This window comes from Kurthia sp. Dielmo (genome assembly GCF_000307285.2).
Lineage (GTDB): Bacteria > Bacillota > Bacilli > Bacillales_A > Planococcaceae > Kurthia > Kurthia populi.
The window spans coordinates 132,554-155,801 of record NZ_HE578956.1; the positions used below are offsets into that span (position 1 = coordinate 132,554).

Sequence of the window (23,248 nt, forward strand, 5' to 3'; positions counted from 1 at the left end):
CGCTGCAAAATTAGTTATTTAGAAATAGGGGGAAAACAACATGCAATTCAAATTATCAGATGAACACGAAATGTTACGTAAGATGGTACGCGACTTCGCCGTAAATGAAGTGGCACCAACAGCAGCAGAGCGCGACGAAGAAGCACGTTTTGATCGCGAGATTTTCGATAAGATGGCAGAGCTTGGCTTAACAGGTATTCCATGGCCTGAAGAGTACGGTGGTGCAGGTATGGACTTTTTAGCATACTGTATCGCAGTTGAAGAGTTAGCACGTGTTTGTGGCTCAACAGCTGTTACGTTATCAGCTCATACATCATTAGCAGGTTGGCCTGTTTTCAAATTTGGTACTGAAGAGCAAAAGCAAAAATACTTACGCCCAATGGCTGAAGGTGCAAAAATTGGCGCGTATTGCTTAACAGAATCAGGTTCAGGTAGTGATGCAGGTGGTATGAAAACAATCGCAACGAAAGATGGCGATGACTATATCTTAAATGGCTCGAAAATCTTCATCACAAACGGTGGGGTAGCAGATATTTATATCGTAATTGCACTACTAGACCCGAAAGACCGTCGTAGTACAACAGCATTCATCGTTGAATCGGATTTCGAAGGCTTCAAAGTAGGGAAAGAAGAGCACAAAATGGGTATTCGTGCATCTGCTACTACGGAAATCATCTTCGAAAACTGCCGTGTGCCAAAAGAAAATATTCTTGGCGCTGAAGGTGAAGGATTCAAAGTTGCAATGAAAACATTAGATGGCGGCCGTAACGGTATCGCAGCACAAGCTGTTGGTATCGCACAAGGCGCACTTGATGCAGCAGTAGAATATGCTGGTCAACGTGTTCAATTTGGTAAACCAATTTCTGCAAACCAAGGCATTAGCTTTAAACTAGCAGATATGGCGACAGCAATCGAAGCTTCTCGTCTATTAACTTACCAAGCAGCGTGGTTAGAAACGGAAGGACTACCATACGGTCAAGCGTCAGCAATGGCGAAATTGATGGCTGGGGATACAGCAATGAACGTAACGACTGAAGCGGTTCAAGTATTCGGTGGCTACGGGTATACAAAAGAATATCCTGTGGAACGTTTCATGCGTGATGCAAAAATCACTCAAATTTATGAAGGTACACAAGAAATTCAACGTATGGTTATTGCGCGTGGTTTAGAAAATACGCGTCCATTACAAAAAGCATAATTTTGATAGTACAGATATGATTCATGTTGAGGCTATTCGTTAGTTGTATTCGATCCTATAGAGAACATTTTCTATAAAGAGAGGACGCATCAGCGGGTAGTCTCTTTTTTTACTAAAAGGGGGAGTTCTATTATGGAAGCAACGGTATACCAAGCGAAAAATGCATTACGTTTTGTGACAGCATCAAGTTTATTCGATGGGCATGACGCCACAATTAATATTATGCGTCGTATTTTGCAAGCAAGCGGTGCAGAAGTCATTCACCTAGGGCATAATCGTTCTGTAGAAGAAATTGTCGATGCAGCGATTCAAGAGGACGCACAAGGGATTGCAGTCTCTTCTTATCAAGGTGGTCACGTCGAATACTTTAAATATATTTATGACCTACTGAAAGAAAAAGGCGCTGAGCATATTCAAATCTTTGGCGGAGGTGGCGGGGTTATTTTACCGTCCGAGGCGAAGGAGCTTCACGCATATGGTGTCAATCATCTGTTCTCACCAGAGGATGGGCGCACATTAGGCCTTCAAGGTATGATTAATTTAATGCTTGAAAACAGTGATTTCAAAACGGTTGAGCAAGAAGATGTGTCCCTGCTTGATGCTATGTCACCAGATAATCAACTAGCGCTTGCGAAGGCGATTACGATTGCTGAAAATAAAGCGTCTGAGGAATTTATGGCGGAGGCACGCAAACGTTCAAAAAATACGCCTGTTTTAGGTATTACAGGTACAGGTGGTGCAGGTAAGAGCTCTCTCACAGATGAATTAATTCGTCGCTTCTTACAAGAACTACCAGATGTACGTATTGCGATTGTGTCGATTGACCCGACAAAGCAAAAAACAGGCGGAGCATTACTTGGTGACCGTATTCGCATGAATGCCATTTTTAATAATCGTATTTATATGCGCTCACTGGCAACGCGTGAGTCACACTCAGAGATTTCAGATAATCTCGATGATGTACTAGACGTAGTGAAGGCAGCTGGCTTTGATTTAATTATCGTAGAAACAAGCGGTATTGGTCAGGGGGATGCGGCCATTACAAAAGTATCGGATTTATCGATGTATGTGATGACGAGTGAATTTGGTGCGCCAACACAGCTAGAAAAAATCGATATGATTGATTTTGCCGATTTGATTGTCATCAATAAATTTGAGCGTAAAGGGTCAGAGGATGCGATGACGCATGTGAAAAAACAATATCAGCGTAGTCATAATCGCTTCAATGAATCACCAGACGATATGCCCGTCTATGGTACAATTGCGAGTCAATTTAACGACAAGGGAACGAATTCATTATTTGCGGCACTGTTGCATGTGCTACGTGATAAAGCAGGTCTTAACTGGGAAACGTCGTATAGTGAATTTGTAAAAACGCAAAAGGACCATGTTATTATCCCGAATGACCGCCGCTATTATTTACGTGAAATTACCGATACGGTACGTGGCTACAAAAAGACAACCGCACAGCAGGTCGATATTGCGCGTAAAATCTTCCAGCTAGAGGGTGCGATTTCATTAGTGGATGATGCACCGACACAAGCGATTTTAACGGAAAAATTGAAAGCGCTTCAAATTGAACTGACACCACAATCGAAGAAGATTTTAGATAACTGGGAGGCGCTAAAAGAAAGCTACTCAGGGGATGTTATGGTGACGAAAGTACGTGATAAGGAAATTCGCACGATTTTAGTGAGCGAGTCTTTATCGGGTACAAAAATTCCGAAAATCGTCCTACCAAAAATGAAGGACTACGGCGAAATTTTACAGTTTGCGTATAGCGAAAACGTACCAGGCTCGTTCCCGTATACAGCAGGCGTATTCCCATTCAAGCGTCAGGGAGAAGATCCAAAACGTCAATTCGCAGGTGAAGGCACACCAGAGCGTACGAATAAACGCTTCCACTATTTATCAGCGGGCGATGATGCCAAACGTTTATCAACGGCCTTTGACTCGGTGACGCTTTATGGTGAGGACCCGAATGAGCGCCCAGATATTTACGGGAAAATTGGTGAATCAGGCGTGAGTGTTTGTACGCTAGAGGATATGAAAAAGCTGTATGCCGGTTTTGATTTATGTGCACCGTCAACATCGGTATCGATGACAATTAACGGACCAGCGCCGATTATTTTAGCGATGTTTTTAAATACGGCGATTGATCAGCAGGTGACGCAGAAGGAAGCAGAGCTTGGACGTGAGCTTACAGAAGAAGAACATGCAGCGGTAAAAGCAGAAACCTTACATGTCGTGCGTGGTACGGTACAAGCGGATATTTTAAAAGAAGACCAAGGGCAAAATACATGTATTTTCTCAACAGAGTTTGCACTACGTATGATGGGCGATATTCAGCAATACTTCATCGACCATGATGTACGTAATTATTACTCAGTGTCGATTTCTGGCTACCATATTGCAGAAGCAGGTGCGAATCCAATTTCACAACTAGCGTTCACGTTATCAAATGGCTTCACATTTGTGGAATACTATTTAAGCCGTGGTATGAATATTGATGACTTTGCGCCGAATCTATCGTTCTTCTTCTCAAATGGCTTAGACCCAGAATATACAGTGATTGGCCGTGTGGCACGTCGTATTTGGGCAGTTGCGATGCGTGATAAATACGGTGCGAATGAGCGTAGTCAAAAATTAAAATATCATGTACAAACGTCAGGTCGTAGCCTCCATGCACAGGAAATTGATTTTAATGATATTCGTACGACGCTGCAAGCATTAATGGCACTGCAAGATCAATGTAATTCACTGCATACAAACGCATACGATGAAGCGATTACAACACCGACTGAAGAGTCTGTTCGCCGCGCGATGGCCATTCAGTTAATTATTACGAAAGAGCATGGCCTCTCAAAAAATGAAAATCCTTTACAAGGCTCCTATATTATTGATGAGTTAACGACATTAGTGGAAGAAGCGGTACTTGCAGAATTTGACCGTATTGATGACCGTGGTGGCGTGCTTGGCGCAATGGAGACGCAGTATCAGCGTGCAAAAATTCAAGAAGAATCAATGTACTATGAACATTTGAAACATTCTGGTGAGCTACCAATTATCGGTGTGAACACGTACTTAAATCCAAATGCCAATGATGAAGAATTATTCGATAATATGGAGATTGCGCGTGCATCGACAGAAGAAAAAACAACGCAAATTGTGAACTTACGTAAATTCCAAGCGAAGCATGAAGGGAAATCTGCTGAAATGCTGAAACGTCTGCAAGAAGTTGCGAAATCAGGAAATAATATTTTTGATGAGTTAATGGAGACGGTTAAATACGCAAGTTTGGGACAAATCACAAATGCTTTATATGAAGTTGGCGGTAAATATCGTCGAAATATGTAATAAAAGAAGGTTCATAGACGTGTTTTTATGGTTTTTTCTGTATAATATAGGGAAAAGCTATGCTGAGGAGCACCAAGGTATATGGAGAGAATCATACACTATTTAATTATAATCGCTTGCGCCATTGCGACGTATTTGTTGTATAATAAACAATTGGGCGCGATTCCACTTTTAATTTTAGCCCTATATTTATTTTACTACGTTTATCGTAGTGTCAAACGTCAGAAAAAAGACAATTGAATGTGGCGTAACAGAGCACAATATGTATATAATAATTAGTATGTTTAAGTAGAGAAAGGACGTGCACGAATTGAACCTTCGTGATTTAACATCAGAACAATTAACTCAAGAATCATTAATTAACTTAGCACATCGTATTTTAGTTGAAAAAGGCCAAGCGATTCCATTTAACGAAATTACTGACCAAATTATTGCTTTAGGCGCGCGTACAGAAGCGCAACTAAAAGATGCAATCGTACAATTCTATACAGATATGAACATCGACGGTCGTTTCCTAGTATTAGGTGAAAGCCGCTGGGGTCTACGTGAATGGTACGCAATTGACCAAGTTGAAGAAGAAACTGCTCCAACTGTAAAAGTTCACGAACATGAAGACGAAGAAATTGATTTAGAAATCGACAAAGATGACGACGAAGAATTAGTGTTAGAAGATAACGAAAATGACTTCGACGATGAATCAGATGACGATCTTGATCGCGATTTAAACGAAGACGAAGAGGACGACGAATTAGCTGGCCTTGACGTTGTTGAAGAAGACATCGATTTAGACGATGAAGACGATTTAGACTACGAAGACGAAGAGGACGAAGACGAAAAATAATCTTCACTCTTGACATTAAATAACAAAACGTTTAACCTTTTATATGGGCTCCTTAAAAAAGGAGTATGACCGTGTAAATTCACGCTCCCCCTGCAATTAGTTGCGGGCGGAGCGTTTTTTTGTTTTTTCTAAAGGTATTTTAGTGCTTTGGGAAAGAAAGAATTACTGAGGAGGAATTATTTTGACTAAATATATTTTCGTAACAGGCGGCGTTGTATCATCACTTGGTAAAGGGATCACGGCAGCATCACTTGGCCGTTTATTAAAAAACCGTGGCCTAGAAATCACAACACAAAAATTTGACCCGTACATCAATATTGACCCAGGCACAATGAGCCCGTATCAACATGGGGAAGTATTCGTTACAGATGACGGCGCAGAAACGGACTTAGACTTAGGTCACTATGAACGTTTCATCGACATTAACTTAGGCAAACATTCAACGGTCACTTCTGGTCGCGTATACGCTTCAGTATTACGTAAAGAACGTCGCGGTGATTACAATGGTGGTACGGTACAAGTTATTCCTCATATCACAAATGAAATCAAAGACCGTATCCAACGCGCAGGCCGTGAAACAAACGCGGATGTCGTGATTACGGAAATCGGCGGTACGGTTGGTGATATCGAATCACTACCATTTTTAGAAGCAATTCGCCAATTAAAACGCGATTTAGGTAGTGACAACGTGCTTTACCTACACTGTACACTTGTACCGTATATCGCAGCGTCAGGCGAATTAAAAACAAAACCAACACAACACTCAGTAAAAGAATTACGTTCGTTAGGGATTCAACCAAACGTACTAGTATTACGTTCGGACCGTCCAGTACCACAGGGCATGAAAGACAAAATCGCGCTATTCTGTGACGTCGAATCAAATGAAGTCGTGGAATGTGTCGATGCAGAAAGCTTGTACGATATTCCATTAGCACTTCAAGCACAAGGGCTAGATTCAATCGTACTTGACCACTTCGGTATCCAAGCACCAGCTGCTGATATGACCGAATGGAAAGCACTTGTGGAACGCGTGAAAAACCTTTCGAAAACAACAAAAATCGCACTTGTTGGGAAATATGTTGAGCTGCAAGATGCGTACATCTCTGTAGCAGAAGCATTAAAACACGCAGGCTACGCGCATGATACCGATATCGATATCGACTGGATCAATGCGGAACACATCAACGCTGAAAATGTGAACGAATTACTGTCAGATGTAGACGGCATCCTTGTACCGGGTGGCTTCGGTGACCGTGGTGTCGAAGGGAAAATTGAAGCAATTAAATTTGCGCGTGAAAACAATGTACCATTCTTAGGTATTTGTTTAGGGATGCAAATGGCGGCCGTTGAATTTGCACGAAATGTTCTCGGCTTAGAAGGCGCGCACTCAACCGAATTGGCTGAAACGCAATACCCAATCATCGACTTATTACCAGACCAAGAAGACGTAGAAGATCTTGGCGGTACATTACGTCTTGGCTTATACCCATGTAAATTAAAAGAAGGCTCTCGCGCACGTGAAATCTACGCAGAAGATTTAGTGTACGAACGTCACCGTCACCGTTATGAATTCAATAATGAATACCGTGAAGCAATGGAAGCAGCTGGTCTTGTCTTCTCAGGCTTATCACCAGATGGCCGTTTAGCAGAAATCATTGAGCTACCAGAAAAAGACTTCTTCGTGGCGGCACAATTCCACCCAGAATTCGTGTCACGTCCACAACGTCCACAACCGTTATTCCGTGACTTCATTGGTGCTTCTGTAAAATAATCGGTACTAGTAAATGAGGGCTACCTCTTGAGGAGCCCTCATTTTTTTCGCCTATTCTATATTTAAATAGTGAAATATAGTGAAAAAGTGTTAAAGCAATGAAGGAAATACAGACCATAGAGATAGGTGTTGATTTCCTATATAATGGAATTAAAGAGAAAAGGAGTGTGGATATGGGTAAAAAAGTAGGGATTATCGTAGGTGTACTTGTTTTATTATTAGCAGCAGCAGGCGGCATTTATTATTACATGACAAATACACCAAAGAACAAATATTTATTAAGTGAAAAGCAATCAATGGAAACATGGGGTAGCTATTTCGATGAACGTTTCAAAAATGAGGTAGCACTTCAAGATGAAATGGTTAATGAATCATACCGTGGATCGGTTAAATTGAGTGCAGAAGTTTCAGACTCATTACTATCATCACTTGGTGTTCCGGCATCAATGGTCGAATCAACAAATCTTGTATTTAACGCAGGTCATGACGAAAAGAATCAACAATCAGAATTATCATTTGTACCAACTTTTGCGGGTACAGAAATAGATAAATTTGAGTGGACAGCTGACAAAGATGCACAGTACATTGCAGCACCATTATTCAATGATAAATTAATGGTTAAAAATGCTGATATGAAAAAAGTATATGAACGCATTGCAGGCGAGCCAGCACCAGAGGATTTCGATCCGAGCATGCTGAACTTAAATGAATTAATGGCATCAAATATGACGCAAGAAGAAGCGGAAGAAATGCAGTACCGTTATTTAAAAGTTGTAATGGATTCTTTAGAAGATGAGCAGTTTGAAAAAGGAAAAGAAACGACAGATGTATTCGGTAAAAAAGAAGAGCTAAATACAGTAACGATGACATTAGAAGATGCAGATATTAAACGTGTCTTAAAAAATGTTGGCGCTGAGCTGAAGAAAGATGAAAAAATCAAAAAAATGTTTGGTTCATCTATCACAAGCGTAACAACAAAATCATACGAGGAATCAATTGATGATTTACTGAAGGACATCGATGATGAGAAATTTGGTAAAATTGTTGCGAAAAACTTCTTAGACGGTAAAACAATCGTAAAACGTGATATCAATTGGTCAGGTGCAGATGGCAAAGAAGACAACAACATGCTATTTACGATGACAGAAAAAGTGGACGATGATGTACAAGTAGTAGCAGAGCTTAAAAGTAGTGACCAAGCGGTTGAAAGCTTCCGTTTAGAAGGTACATCAAAAGGTAAAGGCACAGTAAAAGATGATTACACAGTGACATCAATTACTGAAGGCGAAGAGTTTGCCATTAACATGAAAAACGACGAAAAATTAGATGGCAATAAACGTACGAATAATATCGACTTTACGATTACAGATCAAACAGGTGAAACGTACAACGCAAAATATGAAGGTACGCTTGATTCAGATGTGAAGAATAATAAACAAACATCAAAAGGGACAATTAGCTTTGATGTGGACGGCGAACCAATTAAAATTAATATTGATACAACAACAAATGTAAAAGAAAAATTAAATGTGAAAGCAGACGGCGCTGTTGATTTAAATACATTATCAGATGCTGAACTACAAGAACTTCAAGATTCAATTGAAACGAATATGGAGATGCTATTTAGTCAGTTTGGCGCTTAATCATTTGAATAAATAAGAAGAAGGGTGGTGCTTTTATGAAGATACTGAAAGCGTACCACTCTTTTTTATTGCAAAAGTGGTACATCATTCCGTATTTAGTGTTTGCCTGTTTTATTATACTTGCGACGATTGTCGGCATTCAAAAACAGTCAGCTGAGTCAACGATTCATATTGGCGTCGTAGATAACGATGAAACAGCAGAGACACGTATGATTTTAAAATCCATACAACAGGGTGATGGCTTCGCGAATGGCTTTCACTTAAAGGAATACGATGAAAAGGCAGCAGAGCAAGGCGTGCGCGATAAAAAAATTAATGGCTATATCATTTTGAAAGAAGGCATGACTAAGGCATTTTATAAAAATGGTTCATTGCCCATTGAGGTCGTGACATACGATGATCGCTCGCTGCAAGGACTTCTTATTAATCAACTGACTTTATCTGTCTATGACCGCTTGATGGTCTCAGAGGCAGGAATTTTGACGTATGGTCATTTTTACCGCGATGCCTCGAATGATGAAATTATTGCGATGATGATGGATTTATTAGCGAATGGCTTAAATCGTGGTGCAATTTTTGATGCCCATCAAATAGAAACGATTCCGTTTGCCGATTACTATGTCGTATCGGCGTATGTACTCGTATTGCTAGGCTTCTTTTTAGCACTGCTCACAATTTTCCAGATGAATATGCCAAGAGCAATGCGCGACCGGCTAAAAATGTATCCATTTGCAAAGGAAAAACTTTTACTTGCGCGCTATGCACTCGCAACGGTTTATACACTTGCGTTTGCGTTTATTAGTATATTTGCGCTGTATCACTTCGTACAGCCCGCATTTGAAACATATAATCTATCGTATTTAGTGATCACAATTAGTAGCCTTGTCGTCTTAATGGCATTCGTGTATGTCGTCATTGACTTATTGTGTGCAAACCGTTTAGCGGGCATCGTGAAAATAATTGTGACGCTATTCATTATGCTCGGCTCAGGTGCGATTATTCCGACGATGTACTTCCAGCGCACATGGCTATATTACAACCCATTTGCGCCATTATTTGATGCGCTGTTGCAGTTGTTTATGAACAATTATGTTATCGATTACGCGTTGTCGATTTGGCTTAGTATTGGTATATTACTCGTGCTACTGCTTGTAATCATTGGAAGGAGGGGGCGCGCATGAAGTCTTTCTTTCAATTGATTGTTGTTAAAAACTGGCGCACCTATGCGATTTTATTCGCGGCACTTCTTGTATTAGGAGGCGTTCTAAAACTGCTGATTGCAGAGCAAAATCGTCTTATTGAATTACCCGTTGCTGTGCAAAATTTTGACGATAGTGAATCGTCAAAACAATTGATGACAGCATTAAAAAAACAGCCACGCTTCCACGTCACAAATTTATCAACAGAGGAGCGCTATCCTGAGGATGAAGTAGCGAAGCAGCGTGCTGTGGCGGTTGTGATCATTCCAGATGACTATGAAAAACGCTTAGCAGCAAGACAGACAAGCGGCGTATTAACGCTTTATGTACAACATAATATGGTTGGCGATATTGTAACAGAAACAATTAGTAAAACCGCTTATAAACAGCAGCTACCATATATCGTCGCACAGCATTTAAAAGTAAAAAACATCGCGCTTGAAGATGTTTTCGCAAAATATAAAAAGGTGGAGCCAAAGGGGCAATTAACGATGCGTTCATTAGTCGATTCATCGCCGCAGTCACTTGGCTTAGCAGCTGTCATTATTGTGATGTTGCTTGTTGGTGTCGCACAAATTGGTCTTAATCGCGCACTTTGCCAGCCACAAGCATTGGCGAGGGTGCGTATTTATGAGACGAATTATCGCAAGTTTTATATGGTGTATGTCGCGGCGCATAGCTTTGTACTAGTTGTCGGGGCACTTGGTCTGATGATGCTGATTGGCCTATCGGTATCTGCTACAGCCATTTTCATATTACTTGCGGCCGCCGTTGTTTTTGAAATTGGCGTCGCATTGCTACTGACGCATGTGCGCACATGGAGTCATCAATTATTTATGGCACTTATTTTAGCGATGACGCTTGCTGTTATTATCATCTTGCTACAGTTAGGAGGGGTGGCATGATTACGCTACAAAATGTCACGAAACATTACCGAAAAAAAGCCGTATATGAAAAGTGTTCACTTGAAATTCCGACGGCTGGTATGACACTTTTTATCGGCCAAAATGGTATCGGGAAATCCACGCTACTTAAAATGATTGCCGGTATTGAAAAGCCTGCCGCTGGCACCATTTTATATGATGGTGTGCAGTGGAGTGCGAATGAACGAAAAAAACGTATTGGCTATGTGCCGCAGGAAATTGCGTTGTGGGAGCATATGACCGTCGATGAAAATCTGGCGTTCTTTAAAGGTCTATTGAAAGAAACGATTGATGATGAATTAATCGCGTATTATTTAAAAAAGCTCTCGATAGAGCAGGAGCGCAAAACCGTCGTAAAAAAATTGTCCGGTGGTACGCAGCGTAAGGTGAATTTAATTATTGGGTTACTCGCAAAACCAACGATTTTAATTTTAGATGAGCCGACTGTAGGCATTGATTTAAAATCACGTACCGAAATTCAGCATGTATTACATGAATTATCAGCGACGTGTACGGTACTGTTAACGACGCACTTACTAGATGAAATCGAAGCGTTCACAGATAATATTGTGCTGATCGGCGAGGATACGTTTTACCGTGATATGCTAGAAGAAAAAAATATCGCGTATACGAAGTTGTAAAATACGTGTAAAAAGAAACGCTCCTATGAGCATAAGAAAAACCGGAATCGCGCGGTGGCGCGGTTCCGGTTTTTCATTGCGAACGTTAAAAAAGCAACATGATGTATTTTGTCCCAGCCTCTTTTAAATGAACGATTTTGCTAAGAAGCGTGTTTTGGCTACAACTTACTTAAAAATATGTGCCATTCGCGCAAATAATTAGGCATTTTCGCTAAAAAGCAGAGATGTTTACGAAAAACCTGTCATTTATTCAAAAGATGCAGCCTGAAAAAGTGCCGAAAATCGCTCTGAATCACCAAAAAAGGGTCGATTCGGGCGCTCCGAGGGGCAGTTTCAACACAGCACGACCGAGAAAAATCGATATTTCAAGAAAATCGGCTGTCATTTATTCACCACTAGTAAAAAGGAGAATGGCAACCACTTTTTGAACCCGAAAAAGCGCATTTTGGGACAAAAACGCCCGGTTTTTATCCCTTTTAAGGGAGCCTTTTATTAAAAAAGCATTTGTCAACGCGCAAAAAAACAGGAAAAATCATGTTGCTTTTTTGTCATAGGATAGCCGCTGCGCAAATATATACAAAAACAGCGTGCTCTTTGACCTGTACGTGTCGCTTAGTTAAAAATATGTCGTAGCCAAAACACGCTTCTTGAGGGAATGAACGATTTTTCATTGCACATAAAAAAAACCGCACAGAGGCGGCTCGGTACATTATTCTTCGTCATTAAATAGCATGTCGTCATAGTGCACCTTAATGGCTTCGTAAAGATAAAGTGCTGCTAAAAGATGCGGCACAACGATGCGTTCGCCGATATCATTTGGAATTAATCCTTGTTTCATTTTTAGTGACACGTACACATACGCAAGGTCCGCCATTTTTCCTGCGTCCGCTTCTTTTTCACTCGTAATGACTGCGAATGGAATAAATTGATCGTATAACTTTTGTGCAAGCGTAAGTGCTTCTTCATCATTTGCATGGCGCGTCACGATAAGCACACGGTCCATATCTGTGATAACAGCATCGTCTGTCCAAGGCGTCATTTTCGCAAATGGCTCCTCGGCATGTGCCGCATTATATTCAAGTGCTTTCATCTCACCAAAGCAGGCAAAATATACCTTGCCATCTGTAATGCCTGCTTGTGCAAGTAGGCGCGCAGCCTCCTCAATCGTTTCCTCCTGGTCAGAAGCAATACGTTGTAATAAGCCCGTTAATTGTGTTGTTAACATTTTTAACATTTTTTTCACCTCATGATGCTCATTATAAGGATTTTTTTAAACAGTTGTAAAGGGAAGATATGATACTATGAAGGAAAGGGAGAGGGAAGCTATGAAAAAAATTTTAATCGTCGATGACCAACCTGGGATTCGCATTGTGCTACAAGAAGTATTAAAAAATGAAGGCTACGAAATTCAAACAGCAGGCAGTGGGCTAGAAGCAATTGAATTAATCAAAAATGAAGATTTTGATGCGCTACTTACGGATATGAAATTACCTGGAATGAATGGTGTAGAAATTCTTCAGCATGCGGCTGATTTGAACAAAAAATTCGTCATCATGATGATGACAGCATATGGCGAGCAAGAGCTTGTAGATCAGGCGAAAAGCCTTGGCGCAGCTCATTTTTTCAAGAAGCCATTTGAAATTATCGAAGTGCGCGAAACAATTAATGAATTGTTAAAAGATAACGACTTAAAGTAGTAAATTGTATCACTTTTTGATATGATTGTACTGTTTAAGAATAATAAATAAATTATGCTTGATTTCATGAGGAGGATTCATATTATGGCTTTGGTTTCTATGAAAGAAATGCTAGAAAAAGCAAAAGAGGGTAAATACGCGGTAGGACAATTCAACATTAACAATCTTGAATATGTCCAAGCGATTCTACAAGCTGCAGAAGAAGAAAAATCTCCAGTAATCCTAGGTGTATCTGAGGGTGCGGGTAAATATATGGGCGGCTTTATTTCTGTCGTGTATATGGTAAAAGGCTTAATCGAAAGCTACAAAATTACCGTACCAGTAGCGATTCACCTTGATCACGGTTCAAGCTTCGAAAAATGTAAAGAAGCAGTTGATGCTGGTTTCACATCAGTAATGATTGATGCTTCACATCACCCATTCGAAGAAAACATCGAAATTACTTCTAAAGTTGTTGAATACGCACATGCACATGGCGTATCTGTAGAAGCGGAACTTGGTACAGTAGGTGGCGACGAAGATGGCGTTATCGGCGGTATCATGTACGCGGATCCTGAAGAATGCCGTAAAATGGTTGAAGCTACAGCAATCGATTGCTTAGCTCCAGCATTAGGTTCAGTTCATGGTCCTTACCATGGTGAGCCAAACTTAGGCTTCAAAGAAATGAAAGAAATCTCTGAATTAGCTGATTTACCATTAGTTTTACATGGTGGTTCTGGTATTCCATTAAAAGACATCCAAAAAGCGATTTCTTTAGGTACTGCTAAAATTAACGTAAACACTGAAAACCAAATTGCACAAACAGCAGCAATTCGTGAAGTGTTAGAAAACGACAAAAAAGTTTACGATCCACGTAAATATATGGGTCCTGGCCGTGAAGCAATTAAAGCAACAGTTATCGGCAAAATCCGTGACTTCGGTAGTAATCAACAAGCATAATCACATATAATTTGGCAACTAGCCATCGTTTTATAAATTAGGGGGAACAATCCACAATGAAATTTTTCATCGATACAGCAAACTTTGACGAAATCAAAGAAGCTTATGCATGGGGTATCCTTTCAGGTGTTACAACAAACCCATCATTAGTAGCAAAAGAAAAAAACATCTCTTTCCACGACCGTTTAAAAGAAATCGCTGAATTAGTTGACGGTTCAGTATCTGGCGAAGTTATTTCTTTAGATGCAGAAGGCATGATTAAAGAAGGTTTAGAACTTTCTAAAATCCACCCGAACATCACTGTAAAACTTCCAATGACTGAAGCTGGTCTTACAGCTTGTGCCGCTTTAACAAAAGAAGGCATTAAAACAAACGTTACATTAATCTTCTCAGCGAACCAAGCATTAATGGCTGCTCGTGCTGGTGCAACTTACGTATCACCATTTATCGGCCGTCTTGATGATATCGGTATCGATGGCGTTGAATTAATCCGTGAAATCGCTGAAATCTTCGCGATTCATGAAATCGATTCACAAATCATTGCTGCATCAATCCGTCACCCTCAACACGTGACACAAGCAGCTCTTGCAGGTGCACATATTGCAACAACACCTTACAAAGTATTAAAACAATTATTTAAACACCCACTTACTGACAAAGGAATCGACGGATTCATGAAAGATTGGGCTAACAAAGACAAATAATTTGTTCCAATAATTTATAACAATTTAGTCCTGAAGCTGCGCGCTTGTTTGCGTGTGGTTTCGGGACAAATTTGTATTTAAGGAGATTTTGACTTCTATGGACGTATTTAAAGTAAATGGTGGCAACCGTTTAAAAGGAACGATTAAAGTGAGCGGTGCCAAAAATAGTGCAGTAGCTTTAATTCCGGCTACAATTTTAGCAGATTCAAAAGTGACGATTGAGGGCCTACCAGAGATTTTAGACGTGTGGACTTTAAAATCGTTACTAGAAGAAATTGGCGGTGAAGTGACATTTGAGGACGGCGATATGACCGTCGATCCAACGAAGATGATTGATATGCCGCTTCCAAATGGCAATGTAAAAAAACTACGTGCCTCATATTATTTAATGGGCGCAATGCTTGGCCGCTTTAAACAGGCTGTCATTGGTTTACCGGGTGGTTGCTACCTTGGACCACGCCCGATTGACCAGCACATTAAAGGCTTCGAGGCACTTGGTGCGACCGTGACAAATGAGCATGGCGCGATTTATTTACGTGCTGAAAAATTAACGGGTGCAAAAATTTATTTGGACGTTTCAAGTGTCGGTGCAACGATTAATATTATGCTCGCAGCAGTTCTTGCAGAAGGACAAACAATCATTGAAAATGCGGCAAAAGAGCCTGAAATCATTGATGTTGCGACACTGCTTACAAGCATGGGTGCGCGTATTAAAGGCGCTGGTACAAATGTTATTCGTATTGACGGTGTGGAAAGCTTACACGGTACGACCCATACGATTATTCCGGACCGTATTGAAGCAGGTACATACATGCTACTGGCTGCGGCGATTGGCGATGGGGTTGTCATTGATAATGTCATTCCAATGCACGTCGATTCATTGACGGCAAAAATGCGTGAAATGGGCATTGAAGTAATTGAAGACGAGGAAAGCATTACGATTCCGAAAGTCGAACAGATGAAGGCTGTCGATATTAAGACACTTGTGTATCCTGGATTCCCAACAGATCTTCAGCAGCCATTTGCGGCACTTTTAACGCAGGCGAACGGGATGGCGGTCATTACGGATACGATTTATTCTGCGCGCTTTAAACACATTGCAGAGCTCAATCGTATGGGGGCAACAGGCAAAGTTGAAGGGCGTACATCAATTATTACGGGACCAACTGAGCTAACGGGTGCTACAGTTACTGCTACAGATTTGCGTGCAGGTGCAGCACTTGTTATTGCAGGCTTAATTGCACATGGTGAAACAATTATTCATGATATTTATCATATTGAGCGCGGATATAGTCATATTGTAGAAAAATTAACCGCTATTGGAGCAGATATTCGTAAAGTCGAAATCAAAGACTGATGAAATATTTTTTCATTTGCTAACATTGTGAAAAAACACATAAATTGTATATAAACTGTGCTACAATAGATTTGGTTTTTAAACCACAACCACTCGGTATAGAGTGGCAAACGGGAGGAACAGTAAAACATGAAACGTAGTTTATCAATGGAAGTAGTACGTGTAACAGAAGCAGCAGCAATCGCATCAGCTCGATGGATGGGTCGCGGTCTTAAAATGGAAGCGGATGACGCAGCAACAACTGCAATGCGCCAAGTATTCGACTCAATTCCTATGGACGCAACTGTTGTAATTGGTGAAGGCGAAATGGACGAAGCGCCAATGCTTTACATCGGTGAAAAATTGGGTTCTGATAAAAACGGTCCACAAGTGGATATCGCAGTTGACCCTCTTGAAGGCACAAACATCGTTGCTGCAGGTAGCGGGAATGCTTTAACAGTATTAGCAATTGCAGACCGTGGTAACTTACTTCATGCACCTGATATGTACATGGAAAAAATCGCAGTTGGTCCTGAAGCAGCGGGCATGGTTAGCATCGATGCTTCTGTGACAGACAACTTAAAAGCAGTAGCTAAAGCGAAAAACAAAAATGTAGAGGACGTTGTAGCAACTTTATTAAAACGCGAACGTCACCAAGGTATCGTCGATGAAATTCGTGCAGCAGGTGCTCGCATTAAATTCATCAACGATGGCGACGTAGCAGCAGCTATCAACACTGCATTTGATGAAACTGGCGTGGATATTATGTTCGGTACTGGTGGAGCTCCAGAAGGCGTTATCGCAGCTGTAGCACTTAAATGCTTAGGCGGCGACTTCCAAGGTCGTTTAGTACCGTCTAATGACGAAGAAGTAGCTCGTTGCGAAAAAATGGGTATCGCAGTAAATACTGTGTTAAACATGGATGACCTTGTAAAAGGTGATGACGCAATCTTCGCAGCAACGGGTGTTACAGATGGCGAACTTTTAAAAGGTGTTCAATTTAAAGGTGGTCACTGTACAACTGAATCAGTTGTTATGCGTGCTAAATCAGGAACTGTTCGCTTCGTAGAAGGACGTCACCGTTTAGATAAAAAACCAGATCTTTACATCAAAGACTAATTTAATTTTATATACGATAACAAAGAGGTTGCCTGTATGGGCGACCTCTTTTTTTGCATGCAAAGATAAGTTTCTTTTTCGGTGTGTAAATCGTATAATAGGAAAGTATATGTACAACTAAAATTTACCAAAACTATACACATTTCGATAAAGAAAAATTCAATGTAAGAGTGGTGTACTCAAGATGGCTAATTTAACAATGTCACAGCTTGAAAATATGACGCTAAAAGAGCTTTATGCGCTTGCACGCGAATATAAAGTGTCATACTATAGCAAGCTCACAAAAAAAGAATTAATTGTCGCGATTTTAAAAGTGCGCGCAGAACGCGAAGGCTATTTCTATATGGATGGCGTGTTAGAAATCATTCAACAAGAAGGCTTCGGCTTTTTGCGTCCCATTAATTATTCGCCTAGCTCGGAGGATATTTATATTTCTGCTTCACAAATTCGTCGCTTCAGCCTACGTAATGGTGACAAGGTGGCAGGGAAAGTACGTCCACCGAAAGAAAACGAACGTTACTACGGCCTACTACATGTAGATGCGGTGAACGGAGAGGACCCTGAAACAGCGAAAGAACGTGTGCATTTCCCTGCACTCACACCGCTATACCCAGAGCGTCAAATTAAGCTTGAAACAACAAAAAATAAATTATCAACGCGCATTATGGACTTAGTGGCACCTGTTGGTTTTGGTCAACGTGGTTTAATTGTTGCACCGCCAAAAGCAGGGAAAACATCTTTATTAAAAGAAATTGCGAACGCCATTACAGAATTGCATCCGGAATCGGAGTTAATCGTCTTATTAATTGATGAGCGTCCAGAAGAAGTAACCGATATTGAGCGTTCTGTAAATGCAGACGTCGTATCGTCGACATTTGATGAGCTACCAGAGAATCACGTGAAAGTAGCCGAGCTTGTGCTTGAACGTGCGATGCGTCTTGTCGAGCATAAACGTGACGTCATTATTTTAATGGATTCGATTACGCGTTTAGCGCGAGCATACAATTTGACTGTGCCACCAAGTGGTCGTACACTGTCAGGAGGTATTGACCCGGCAGCATTCCACCGTCCGAAACGTTTCTTCGGTGCGGCGCGTAATATCGAAGAGGGCGGTAGCTTAACGATTTTAGCGACTGCACTTGTTGATACAGGTTCGCGCATGGATGAGGTCATCTATGAGGAATTTAAAGGTACGGGGAATATGGAGCTTCATTTAGATCGTTCATTAGCAGAGCGTCGTATATTCCCAGCGATTGATATTCGTCGCTCAGGAACACGTAAAGAAGAACTACTTCTTGAAAAGGACCAGCTTGATAAATTATGGGCGATTCGTAAAACATTTTCAGATTCATCCGATTTCACAGAGAAGTTTTTACGAAAACTACGCTCAACAAAATCGAATGTGGAGTTTTTCGAATCACTGAACAATAAATCAAAAGAGCAACGAAATGGTCGCGGCTTAATTTAGAAAAGAAATAATGATTGCATTGATTAAAGAAATTTGTTATCATATTTTCATAATGCAAATATTGTGTGTTGCATATACGGCGTTTCAATGGGTCGTGTAAGGCAACCGTATATACTAACTCTGTTCCAGATGGTTCAGGGCGAGAGGAGAACATTAACTATGAAACAAGGTATCCACCCAGATTTCAAACAAGCAACTGTAACATGCTCATGCGGTAACTCTTTCACTGTAGGTTCAGTAAAAGAAACTATTAACGTCGAATTCTGTAACGAATGTCACCCATTCTACACAGGTCGTCAAAAATTCGCATCTGCTGACGGTCGTGTTGATCGCTTCAACAAAAAATACAACCTTAAATAATTTTTATTTAAGTAGAAAATATGCCTGCTATGCACATGTTGCGTAGCAGGTATTTTTCTTGCCTGCGATACGAAAATCGTGTAGTATAAATTCCGTTATTACTTAAAGATTTTCGTTCGTACATAACAAATAATTATTAAAAAAAGAGCAGTACGTGAGCTCTTTTTTGTTATGATAGAGAGTAGATATTTTTAGAAGGGAGCCTATACACCATGTACGTTATGTCTCAAAATGGCTGGGTTGAAGTAATTTGCGGCAGTATGTTCTCTGGAAAATCGGAAGAACTGATCCGCCGTGTGCGCCGCGCCCAATTCGCAAAACAAAAGATTGCGGTATTCAAACCGAAGATTGACAATCGCTACAGCGAGGAAGCGGTCGTAAGTCACAACGGTACGACAGTTATTGCACATCCAATCGAAAAAACAGAGGAAATGTGGTCTTATATTGATGATGAGTACGATTTAATCGCCATCGATGAAGCACAATTTTTCGGAGAAGATATTATCGAAACGGTTCAAAAACTTGCAGATCACGGCTTCCGTGTTATCTTAGCTGGGTTAGACCAAGACTTTAAAGGGGTTCCATTCGGACCAATGCCATTCTTAATGGCGATTGCGGAGCAAGTAACGAAACTACAAGCAGTATGTAGCGTTTGTGGGTCACCTGCAAGCCGTACACAGCGCTTAATTAATGGTGAGCCTGCGAAAGCAGATGATCCCGTTATTTTAGTAGGTGCTTCAGAAGCCTACGAGCCACGTTGTCGTCATCATCACTATGTACCAACCGGTGCAACGCAATTAGATGAAGTAAAATAATGACCTAAAAAGACGCTTTCGTAGTAAAATGAAGAAAGTGCAATTTTTGAAAAGAGTAGCATGTGTTACTCTTTTTCTTTATACTAATTGAGGAAGTAATTTAACTTTAATGAAAAATAAATAATAGATAGAACAGAAAGGAATAGGTGAAAGTATATGTTTGATCGCCTACAAGCAGTAGAAGACCGTTATGAACGTTTAAACGAACTTCTTAGTGACCCAGATATCGTATCTGACTCAAAAAAATTAGCCCAATTTTCAAAGGAACAATCGGATATTCAAGAAACCGTAACTGTTTATCGTGAATATAAATCAATTAAAGAACAAATCCAAGATGCGAAAGATTTAATTGATATGGAAGATGATCCTGAAATGAAGGAAATGGCACAAGAGGAATTAAAAGAACTTGAAGTGCAAATTCCTGATTTAGAAGAAAAAATGAAAATTTTATTAATTCCAAAGGACCCGAATGATGGTAAAAACATTATCATGGAAATTCGTGGTGCAGCGGGTGGCGACGAGGCGGCTTTATTCGCAAACTCACTATTCCGTATGTACAGCAAATATGCTGAAACACAAGGTTGGAGAACAGAAATCGTTTCTGCTAACCCTACTGAGCTTGGTGGTTATAAAGAAATCGTTATTATGATTTCAGGTAGCGATGTTTACTCTAAATTAAAATATGAAAGTGGCGCACACCGCGTACAACGTGTTCCGGAAACAGAATCACAAGGTCGCGTGCACACATCTACAGCAACGGTTGTTGTAATGCCAGAAGCTGCTGAAGTTGAACTTGATTTACAAGATAAAGATATCCGCGTTGATATTTATCATGCATCAGGTGCCGGTGGTCAGCACGTCAACAAAACGGCATCAGCTGTTCGTATGACACATATTCCAACAGGCGTTGTTGTTGCAATGCAAGATGAACGTTCACAACTTAAAAACCGTGAAAAAGCGATGAAAATCCTTCGTGCACGTGTTTACGATAAATTACAACAAGAAGAACAATCAAAATACGATGCAGAACGTAAATCAGCTGTTGGTACAGGTGACCGTTCAGAACGTATCCGTACGTACAACTATCCACAAAACCGCGTAACGGATCACCGTATCGGATTAACAATCCAAAAATTAGACCAAATTATTGACGGTAAACTAGATGACGTTATCGATGCATTAATTATGGAAGAACAAGCTAAAAAATTGGATGCTCTAAATGAACAACGATTCTAAGCGAGTTTTTGAGGCCCTTGATTGGGCTTCTTCTATTTTAGAGGAAGCAAATTGTGAGACGCGTGTCGGTCAGCTGCTGATGCAGTATGTGTTGGATGTGGATTATACGCATTTAGTGATGGCGATGCAAGATGAGGTAGCGGCGGCTGACCTTCAAAAATTTGAAGAGGCTGTGCATACACATATTGGTGGTATGCCTGTACAGTACATTACACATCATGAGGAATTTTACGGTCGTTCATTTTATGTCGATGAAAATGTCTTAATTCCACGTCCGGAAACGGAGGAGCTTGTTCATTATTCATTGCAGCGTATGCGTAAATTATTTGGTCATGATGATATTCAGGTGGCAGATATCGGCACAGGCAGTGGTGCGATTGCGATTTCAATGAAGAAAGAATGTGCGAAGCTTCATGTCACAGCAACGGATATTTCAGCGGCAGCACTAGCGGTAGCGAAGCGTAACGCTAAGGCACTAGAGGCGGATATTCAGTTTCTAGAAGGGGATTTAACGGCACCGATTGCACATCAAAAATGGGATGTTGTATTGTCGAATCCACCTTATATCGCACAGTCAGAAGTGGCTGTCATGGATGATTCCGTCATTAAGCACGAGCCACATACTGCATTATTTGCAGAGGAAGATGGATTGATTTTATATCGTAAGCTAGCAGAGAATCTACCAGCACTGATGAATCGACCTGGACTAATTGGCGTTGAGATTGGCTATCTACAAGGGAATGCAGTAGCCGGCTTCTTCCGTCAGCATGTTGAACATGCAAAAGTCGAAGTTGTGAAAGATATGTTTGGGCAGGACCGTATGGTATTTTGCGAATTAACTAAGTAAGTGAGGAATCAACAACATGGAAACGAAACGAGTAATCGTAGATGGCGTAACAGAAGACCCTGCTTTTGACGAGGCAGTGGCGTTATTAAAAGCAGGCGAGGTTGTCGCATTTCCAACCGAGACCGTGTATGGCCTTGGTGGTATTGCGACGAATGATGCGGCCGTAACCGCAATTTATGCTGCGAAGGGTCGTCCGTCGGATAATCCGCTAATCGTGCATATTGGCGCCTTTGACCAACTGGAGCGTTATGTTGATAACATTTCAGAAAAGGCGAAAAAATGTATGGATGCATTTTGGCCGGGTCCATTAACGGTCATTTGTCATGTGAAGCCTGGTGCGCTATCTGAAAAAGTAACAGCTGGTCTTGATACAGTAGGCATTCGTATGCCAAATCATCCTGTTGCCTTACGATTATTACGACAATTGGATGAACCAGTGGCTGCGCCAAGTGCCAACACAAGTGGGAAACCAAGTCCGACCGAGGGCGTTCATGTTGAGGAAGACTTAACAGGTCGCATTCCACTGATTTTAGATGGCGGTGCGACAGGCATTGGTGTGGAATCAACTGTTATCGATTTAACACTTAATCCCCCAACGATTTTACGTCCGGGCGGTATTACGAAAGAAATGTTCGAAGCGGTCATTGGCCCAGTCAATGAGCCAACGCATATCGAGCAAAAAGCCGGTGCCCCTAAGGCGCCAGGTATGAAATATACACATTACGCGCCAGATGCACCTGTGCTTTTAATCGATAACGATGAAGTAGCAGTAAAAGAGGCACTAGCAGCGCTTCATGCGGACGGCAAAAAGGTAGCACTCCTTGCACCCGACCATTTTGGAAAACTTGAAGCGGATTGGTTCTTCACATTCGGTGATGGGACACATGAGCAGATGGCGGCCCATTTATATGATGCACTGCGCGCGTGTAATGCGACCAATGCCGATGTCGTTTTGGCGACGGTAACGGATAAAAATGATATGGGTTCAGCGATTATGAACCGTCTTGAAAAATCAGCAGGCGGTCATTGGTATGAAGGCTAATCCTTAGAATAGAAAAAGAGAGGTTTTGACAGTTGCCATTTCATATGCCTACTGTTAAGGCCTCTTTTTTGTGATTTTTGACTTAAAATAGCTTATAATCAATGTAATTAGA

Annotated in this window: 20 protein-coding genes; 19 read left to right on the forward strand and 1 reads right to left on the reverse strand. The window is 41.0% G+C overall.

What is annotated here, in order from left to right; translation table 11 throughout:
- Positions 1-40: 40 nt before the first annotated feature.
- The 8 genes from KTHG_RS01110 to KTHG_RS01145 all read left to right on the forward strand — a co-directional run bounded on the left by KTHG_RS01110 (position 41) and on the right by KTHG_RS01145 (position 11,573).
- Positions 41-1,198: an acyl-CoA dehydrogenase gene (locus KTHG_RS01110; protein ID WP_020189073.1), complete on the forward strand. Its 1,158-nt coding sequence runs from the start codon at positions 41-43 to the stop codon at positions 1,196-1,198.
- Positions 1,199-1,330: 132 nt separating this feature from the next.
- Positions 1,331-4,555 (forward strand): fused isobutyryl-CoA mutase/GTPase IcmF, encoded by a 3,225-nt coding sequence (icmF, locus tag KTHG_RS01115; protein WP_020189074.1) that lies wholly within the window; start codon positions 1,331-1,333, stop codon positions 4,553-4,555.
- A 310-nt stretch (positions 4,556-4,865) separates the two neighbouring features.
- The gene (gene rpoE / locus KTHG_RS01120) at positions 4,866-5,396 is read left to right on the forward strand and encodes a DNA-directed RNA polymerase subunit delta (RefSeq protein WP_020189075.1); all 531 of its coding nucleotides are present in this window, start codon (positions 4,866-4,868) and stop codon (positions 5,394-5,396) included.
- 181 nt (positions 5,397-5,577) lie between these two features.
- Positions 5,578-7,167, forward strand: a complete 1,590-nt coding sequence (locus tag KTHG_RS01125; protein WP_020189076.1) for a CTP synthase — start codon at positions 5,578-5,580, stop codon at positions 7,165-7,167.
- A gap of 173 nt (positions 7,168-7,340) precedes the next feature.
- Entirely contained in the window at positions 7,341-8,810 is a 1,470-nt protein-coding gene (locus KTHG_RS01130) for a DUF6583 family protein (protein WP_020189077.1), read from the forward strand.
- Between the two features lie 35 nt (positions 8,811-8,845).
- Positions 8,846-9,991 (forward strand): ABC transporter permease, encoded by a 1,146-nt coding sequence (locus KTHG_RS01135; protein WP_020189078.1) that lies wholly within the window; start codon positions 8,846-8,848, stop codon positions 9,989-9,991.
- The gene (locus KTHG_RS01140; RefSeq protein WP_020189079.1) at positions 9,988-10,914 is read left to right on the forward strand and encodes an ABC transporter permease; all 927 of its coding nucleotides are present in this window, start codon (positions 9,988-9,990) and stop codon (positions 10,912-10,914) included. The genes KTHG_RS01135 and KTHG_RS01140 overlap by 4 nt, the downstream gene beginning before the upstream one ends.
- Positions 10,911-11,573, forward strand: coding sequence for an ABC transporter ATP-binding protein (locus tag KTHG_RS01145; RefSeq protein WP_020189080.1), 663 nt, complete (start codon positions 10,911-10,913; stop codon positions 11,571-11,573). The genes KTHG_RS01140 and KTHG_RS01145 overlap by 4 nt, the downstream gene beginning before the upstream one ends.
- A 709-nt stretch (positions 11,574-12,282) precedes the next feature.
- Here KTHG_RS01145 and KTHG_RS01150 read toward each other — a convergent pair.
- Positions 12,283-12,807: a DUF2529 family protein gene (locus KTHG_RS01150; RefSeq protein WP_020189081.1), complete on the reverse strand. Its 525-nt coding sequence runs from the start codon at positions 12,805-12,807 to the stop codon at positions 12,283-12,285.
- A gap of 91 nt (positions 12,808-12,898) precedes the next feature.
- Here KTHG_RS01150 and KTHG_RS01155 point away from each other — a divergent pair, with 91 nt between their 5' ends.
- From KTHG_RS01155 to KTHG_RS01205, 11 genes are all read left to right on the forward strand, one after another.
- A complete protein-coding gene (locus KTHG_RS01155; RefSeq protein WP_020189082.1) occupies positions 12,899-13,270 on the forward strand; it encodes a response regulator in 372 nt (123 codons plus the stop codon).
- A gap of 84 nt (positions 13,271-13,354) precedes the next feature.
- Positions 13,355-14,209 (forward strand): class II fructose-1,6-bisphosphate aldolase, encoded by an 855-nt coding sequence (gene fba, locus KTHG_RS01160; RefSeq protein ID WP_020189083.1) that lies wholly within the window; start codon positions 13,355-13,357, stop codon positions 14,207-14,209.
- Positions 14,210-14,265: 56 nt separating this feature from the next.
- Positions 14,266-14,913: a fructose-6-phosphate aldolase gene (gene fsa, locus KTHG_RS01165; RefSeq protein WP_020189084.1), complete on the forward strand. Its 648-nt coding sequence runs from the start codon at positions 14,266-14,268 to the stop codon at positions 14,911-14,913.
- 97 nt (positions 14,914-15,010) lie between these two features.
- The gene (locus tag KTHG_RS01170) at positions 15,011-16,270 is read left to right on the forward strand and encodes a UDP-N-acetylglucosamine 1-carboxyvinyltransferase (RefSeq protein ID WP_020189085.1); all 1,260 of its coding nucleotides are present in this window, start codon (positions 15,011-15,013) and stop codon (positions 16,268-16,270) included.
- A gap of 129 nt (positions 16,271-16,399) precedes the next feature.
- On the forward strand, positions 16,400-17,368 hold the full coding sequence (gene glpX, locus KTHG_RS01175) for a class II fructose-bisphosphatase (RefSeq protein ID WP_020189086.1): 969 nt from the start codon (positions 16,400-16,402) through the stop codon (positions 17,366-17,368).
- 184 nt (positions 17,369-17,552) lie between these two features.
- Positions 17,553-18,836, forward strand: a complete 1,284-nt coding sequence (gene rho, locus KTHG_RS01180; RefSeq protein WP_020189087.1) for a transcription termination factor Rho — start codon at positions 17,553-17,555, stop codon at positions 18,834-18,836.
- Between the two features lie 159 nt (positions 18,837-18,995).
- Positions 18,996-19,196: a 50S ribosomal protein L31 gene (gene rpmE / locus KTHG_RS01185; RefSeq protein WP_020189088.1), complete on the forward strand. Its 201-nt coding sequence runs from the start codon at positions 18,996-18,998 to the stop codon at positions 19,194-19,196.
- A 212-nt stretch (positions 19,197-19,408) separates the two neighbouring features.
- Positions 19,409-20,011 (forward strand): thymidine kinase, encoded by a 603-nt coding sequence (locus tag KTHG_RS01190; protein WP_020189089.1) that lies wholly within the window; start codon positions 19,409-19,411, stop codon positions 20,009-20,011.
- A gap of 156 nt (positions 20,012-20,167) precedes the next feature.
- Complete coding sequence (prfA, locus tag KTHG_RS01195) at positions 20,168-21,247, forward strand: peptide chain release factor 1 (RefSeq protein ID WP_020189090.1); 1,080 nt, start codon at positions 20,168-20,170, stop codon at positions 21,245-21,247.
- Complete coding sequence (gene prmC / locus KTHG_RS01200) at positions 21,231-22,094, forward strand: peptide chain release factor N(5)-glutamine methyltransferase (RefSeq protein WP_020189091.1); 864 nt, start codon at positions 21,231-21,233, stop codon at positions 22,092-22,094. Before prfA ends, prmC begins: the two co-directional genes overlap by 17 nt.
- Positions 22,095-22,110: 16 nt before the next feature.
- Complete coding sequence (locus KTHG_RS01205; protein ID WP_020189092.1) at positions 22,111-23,136, forward strand: L-threonylcarbamoyladenylate synthase; 1,026 nt, start codon at positions 22,111-22,113, stop codon at positions 23,134-23,136.
- The last annotated feature ends 112 nt before the right edge of the window (positions 23,137-23,248 follow it).

Excerpts from the sequence above, each read along its gene's own strand:
- KTHG_RS01170 (WP_020189085.1), top strand. The coding sequence starts at position 15,011 with ATGGACGTATTTAAAGTAAATGGTGGCAACCGTTTAAAAGGAACGATT.
- KTHG_RS01135 (WP_020189078.1), top strand. The coding sequence starts at position 8,846 with ATGAAGATACTGAAAGCGTACCACTCTTTTTTATTGCAAAAGTGGTAC.
- KTHG_RS01190 (WP_020189089.1), top strand. The coding sequence starts at position 19,409 with ATGTACGTTATGTCTCAAAATGGCTGGGTTGAAGTAATTTGCGGCAGT.
- KTHG_RS01130 (WP_020189077.1), top strand. The coding sequence starts at position 7,341 with ATGGGTAAAAAAGTAGGGATTATCGTAGGTGTACTTGTTTTATTATTA.
- glpX (WP_020189086.1), top strand. The coding sequence starts at position 16,400 with ATGAAACGTAGTTTATCAATGGAAGTAGTACGTGTAACAGAAGCAGCA.
- fba (WP_020189083.1), top strand. The coding sequence starts at position 13,355 with ATGGCTTTGGTTTCTATGAAAGAAATGCTAGAAAAAGCAAAAGAGGGT.
- rho (WP_020189087.1), top strand. The coding sequence starts at position 17,553 with ATGGCTAATTTAACAATGTCACAGCTTGAAAATATGACGCTAAAAGAG.
- fsa (WP_020189084.1), top strand. The coding sequence starts at position 14,266 with ATGAAATTTTTCATCGATACAGCAAACTTTGACGAAATCAAAGAAGCT.
- prmC (WP_020189091.1), top strand. The coding sequence starts at position 21,231 with ATGAACAACGATTCTAAGCGAGTTTTTGAGGCCCTTGATTGGGCTTCT.
- KTHG_RS01145 (WP_020189080.1), top strand. The coding sequence starts at position 10,911 with ATGATTACGCTACAAAATGTCACGAAACATTACCGAAAAAAAGCCGTA.
- icmF (WP_020189074.1), top strand. The coding sequence starts at position 1,331 with ATGGAAGCAACGGTATACCAAGCGAAAAATGCATTACGTTTTGTGACA.
- KTHG_RS01205 (WP_020189092.1), top strand. The coding sequence starts at position 22,111 with ATGGAAACGAAACGAGTAATCGTAGATGGCGTAACAGAAGACCCTGCT.
- KTHG_RS01110 (WP_020189073.1), top strand. The coding sequence starts at position 41 with ATGCAATTCAAATTATCAGATGAACACGAAATGTTACGTAAGATGGTA.
- prfA (WP_020189090.1), top strand. The coding sequence starts at position 20,168 with ATGTTTGATCGCCTACAAGCAGTAGAAGACCGTTATGAACGTTTAAAC.
- rpmE (WP_020189088.1), top strand. The coding sequence starts at position 18,996 with ATGAAACAAGGTATCCACCCAGATTTCAAACAAGCAACTGTAACATGC.
- KTHG_RS01155 (WP_020189082.1), top strand. The coding sequence starts at position 12,899 with ATGAAAAAAATTTTAATCGTCGATGACCAACCTGGGATTCGCATTGTG.
- KTHG_RS01150 (WP_020189081.1), bottom strand. The coding sequence starts at position 12,807 with ATGTTAAAAATGTTAACAACACAATTAACGGGCTTATTACAACGTATT.
- KTHG_RS01140 (WP_020189079.1), top strand. The coding sequence starts at position 9,988 with ATGAAGTCTTTCTTTCAATTGATTGTTGTTAAAAACTGGCGCACCTAT.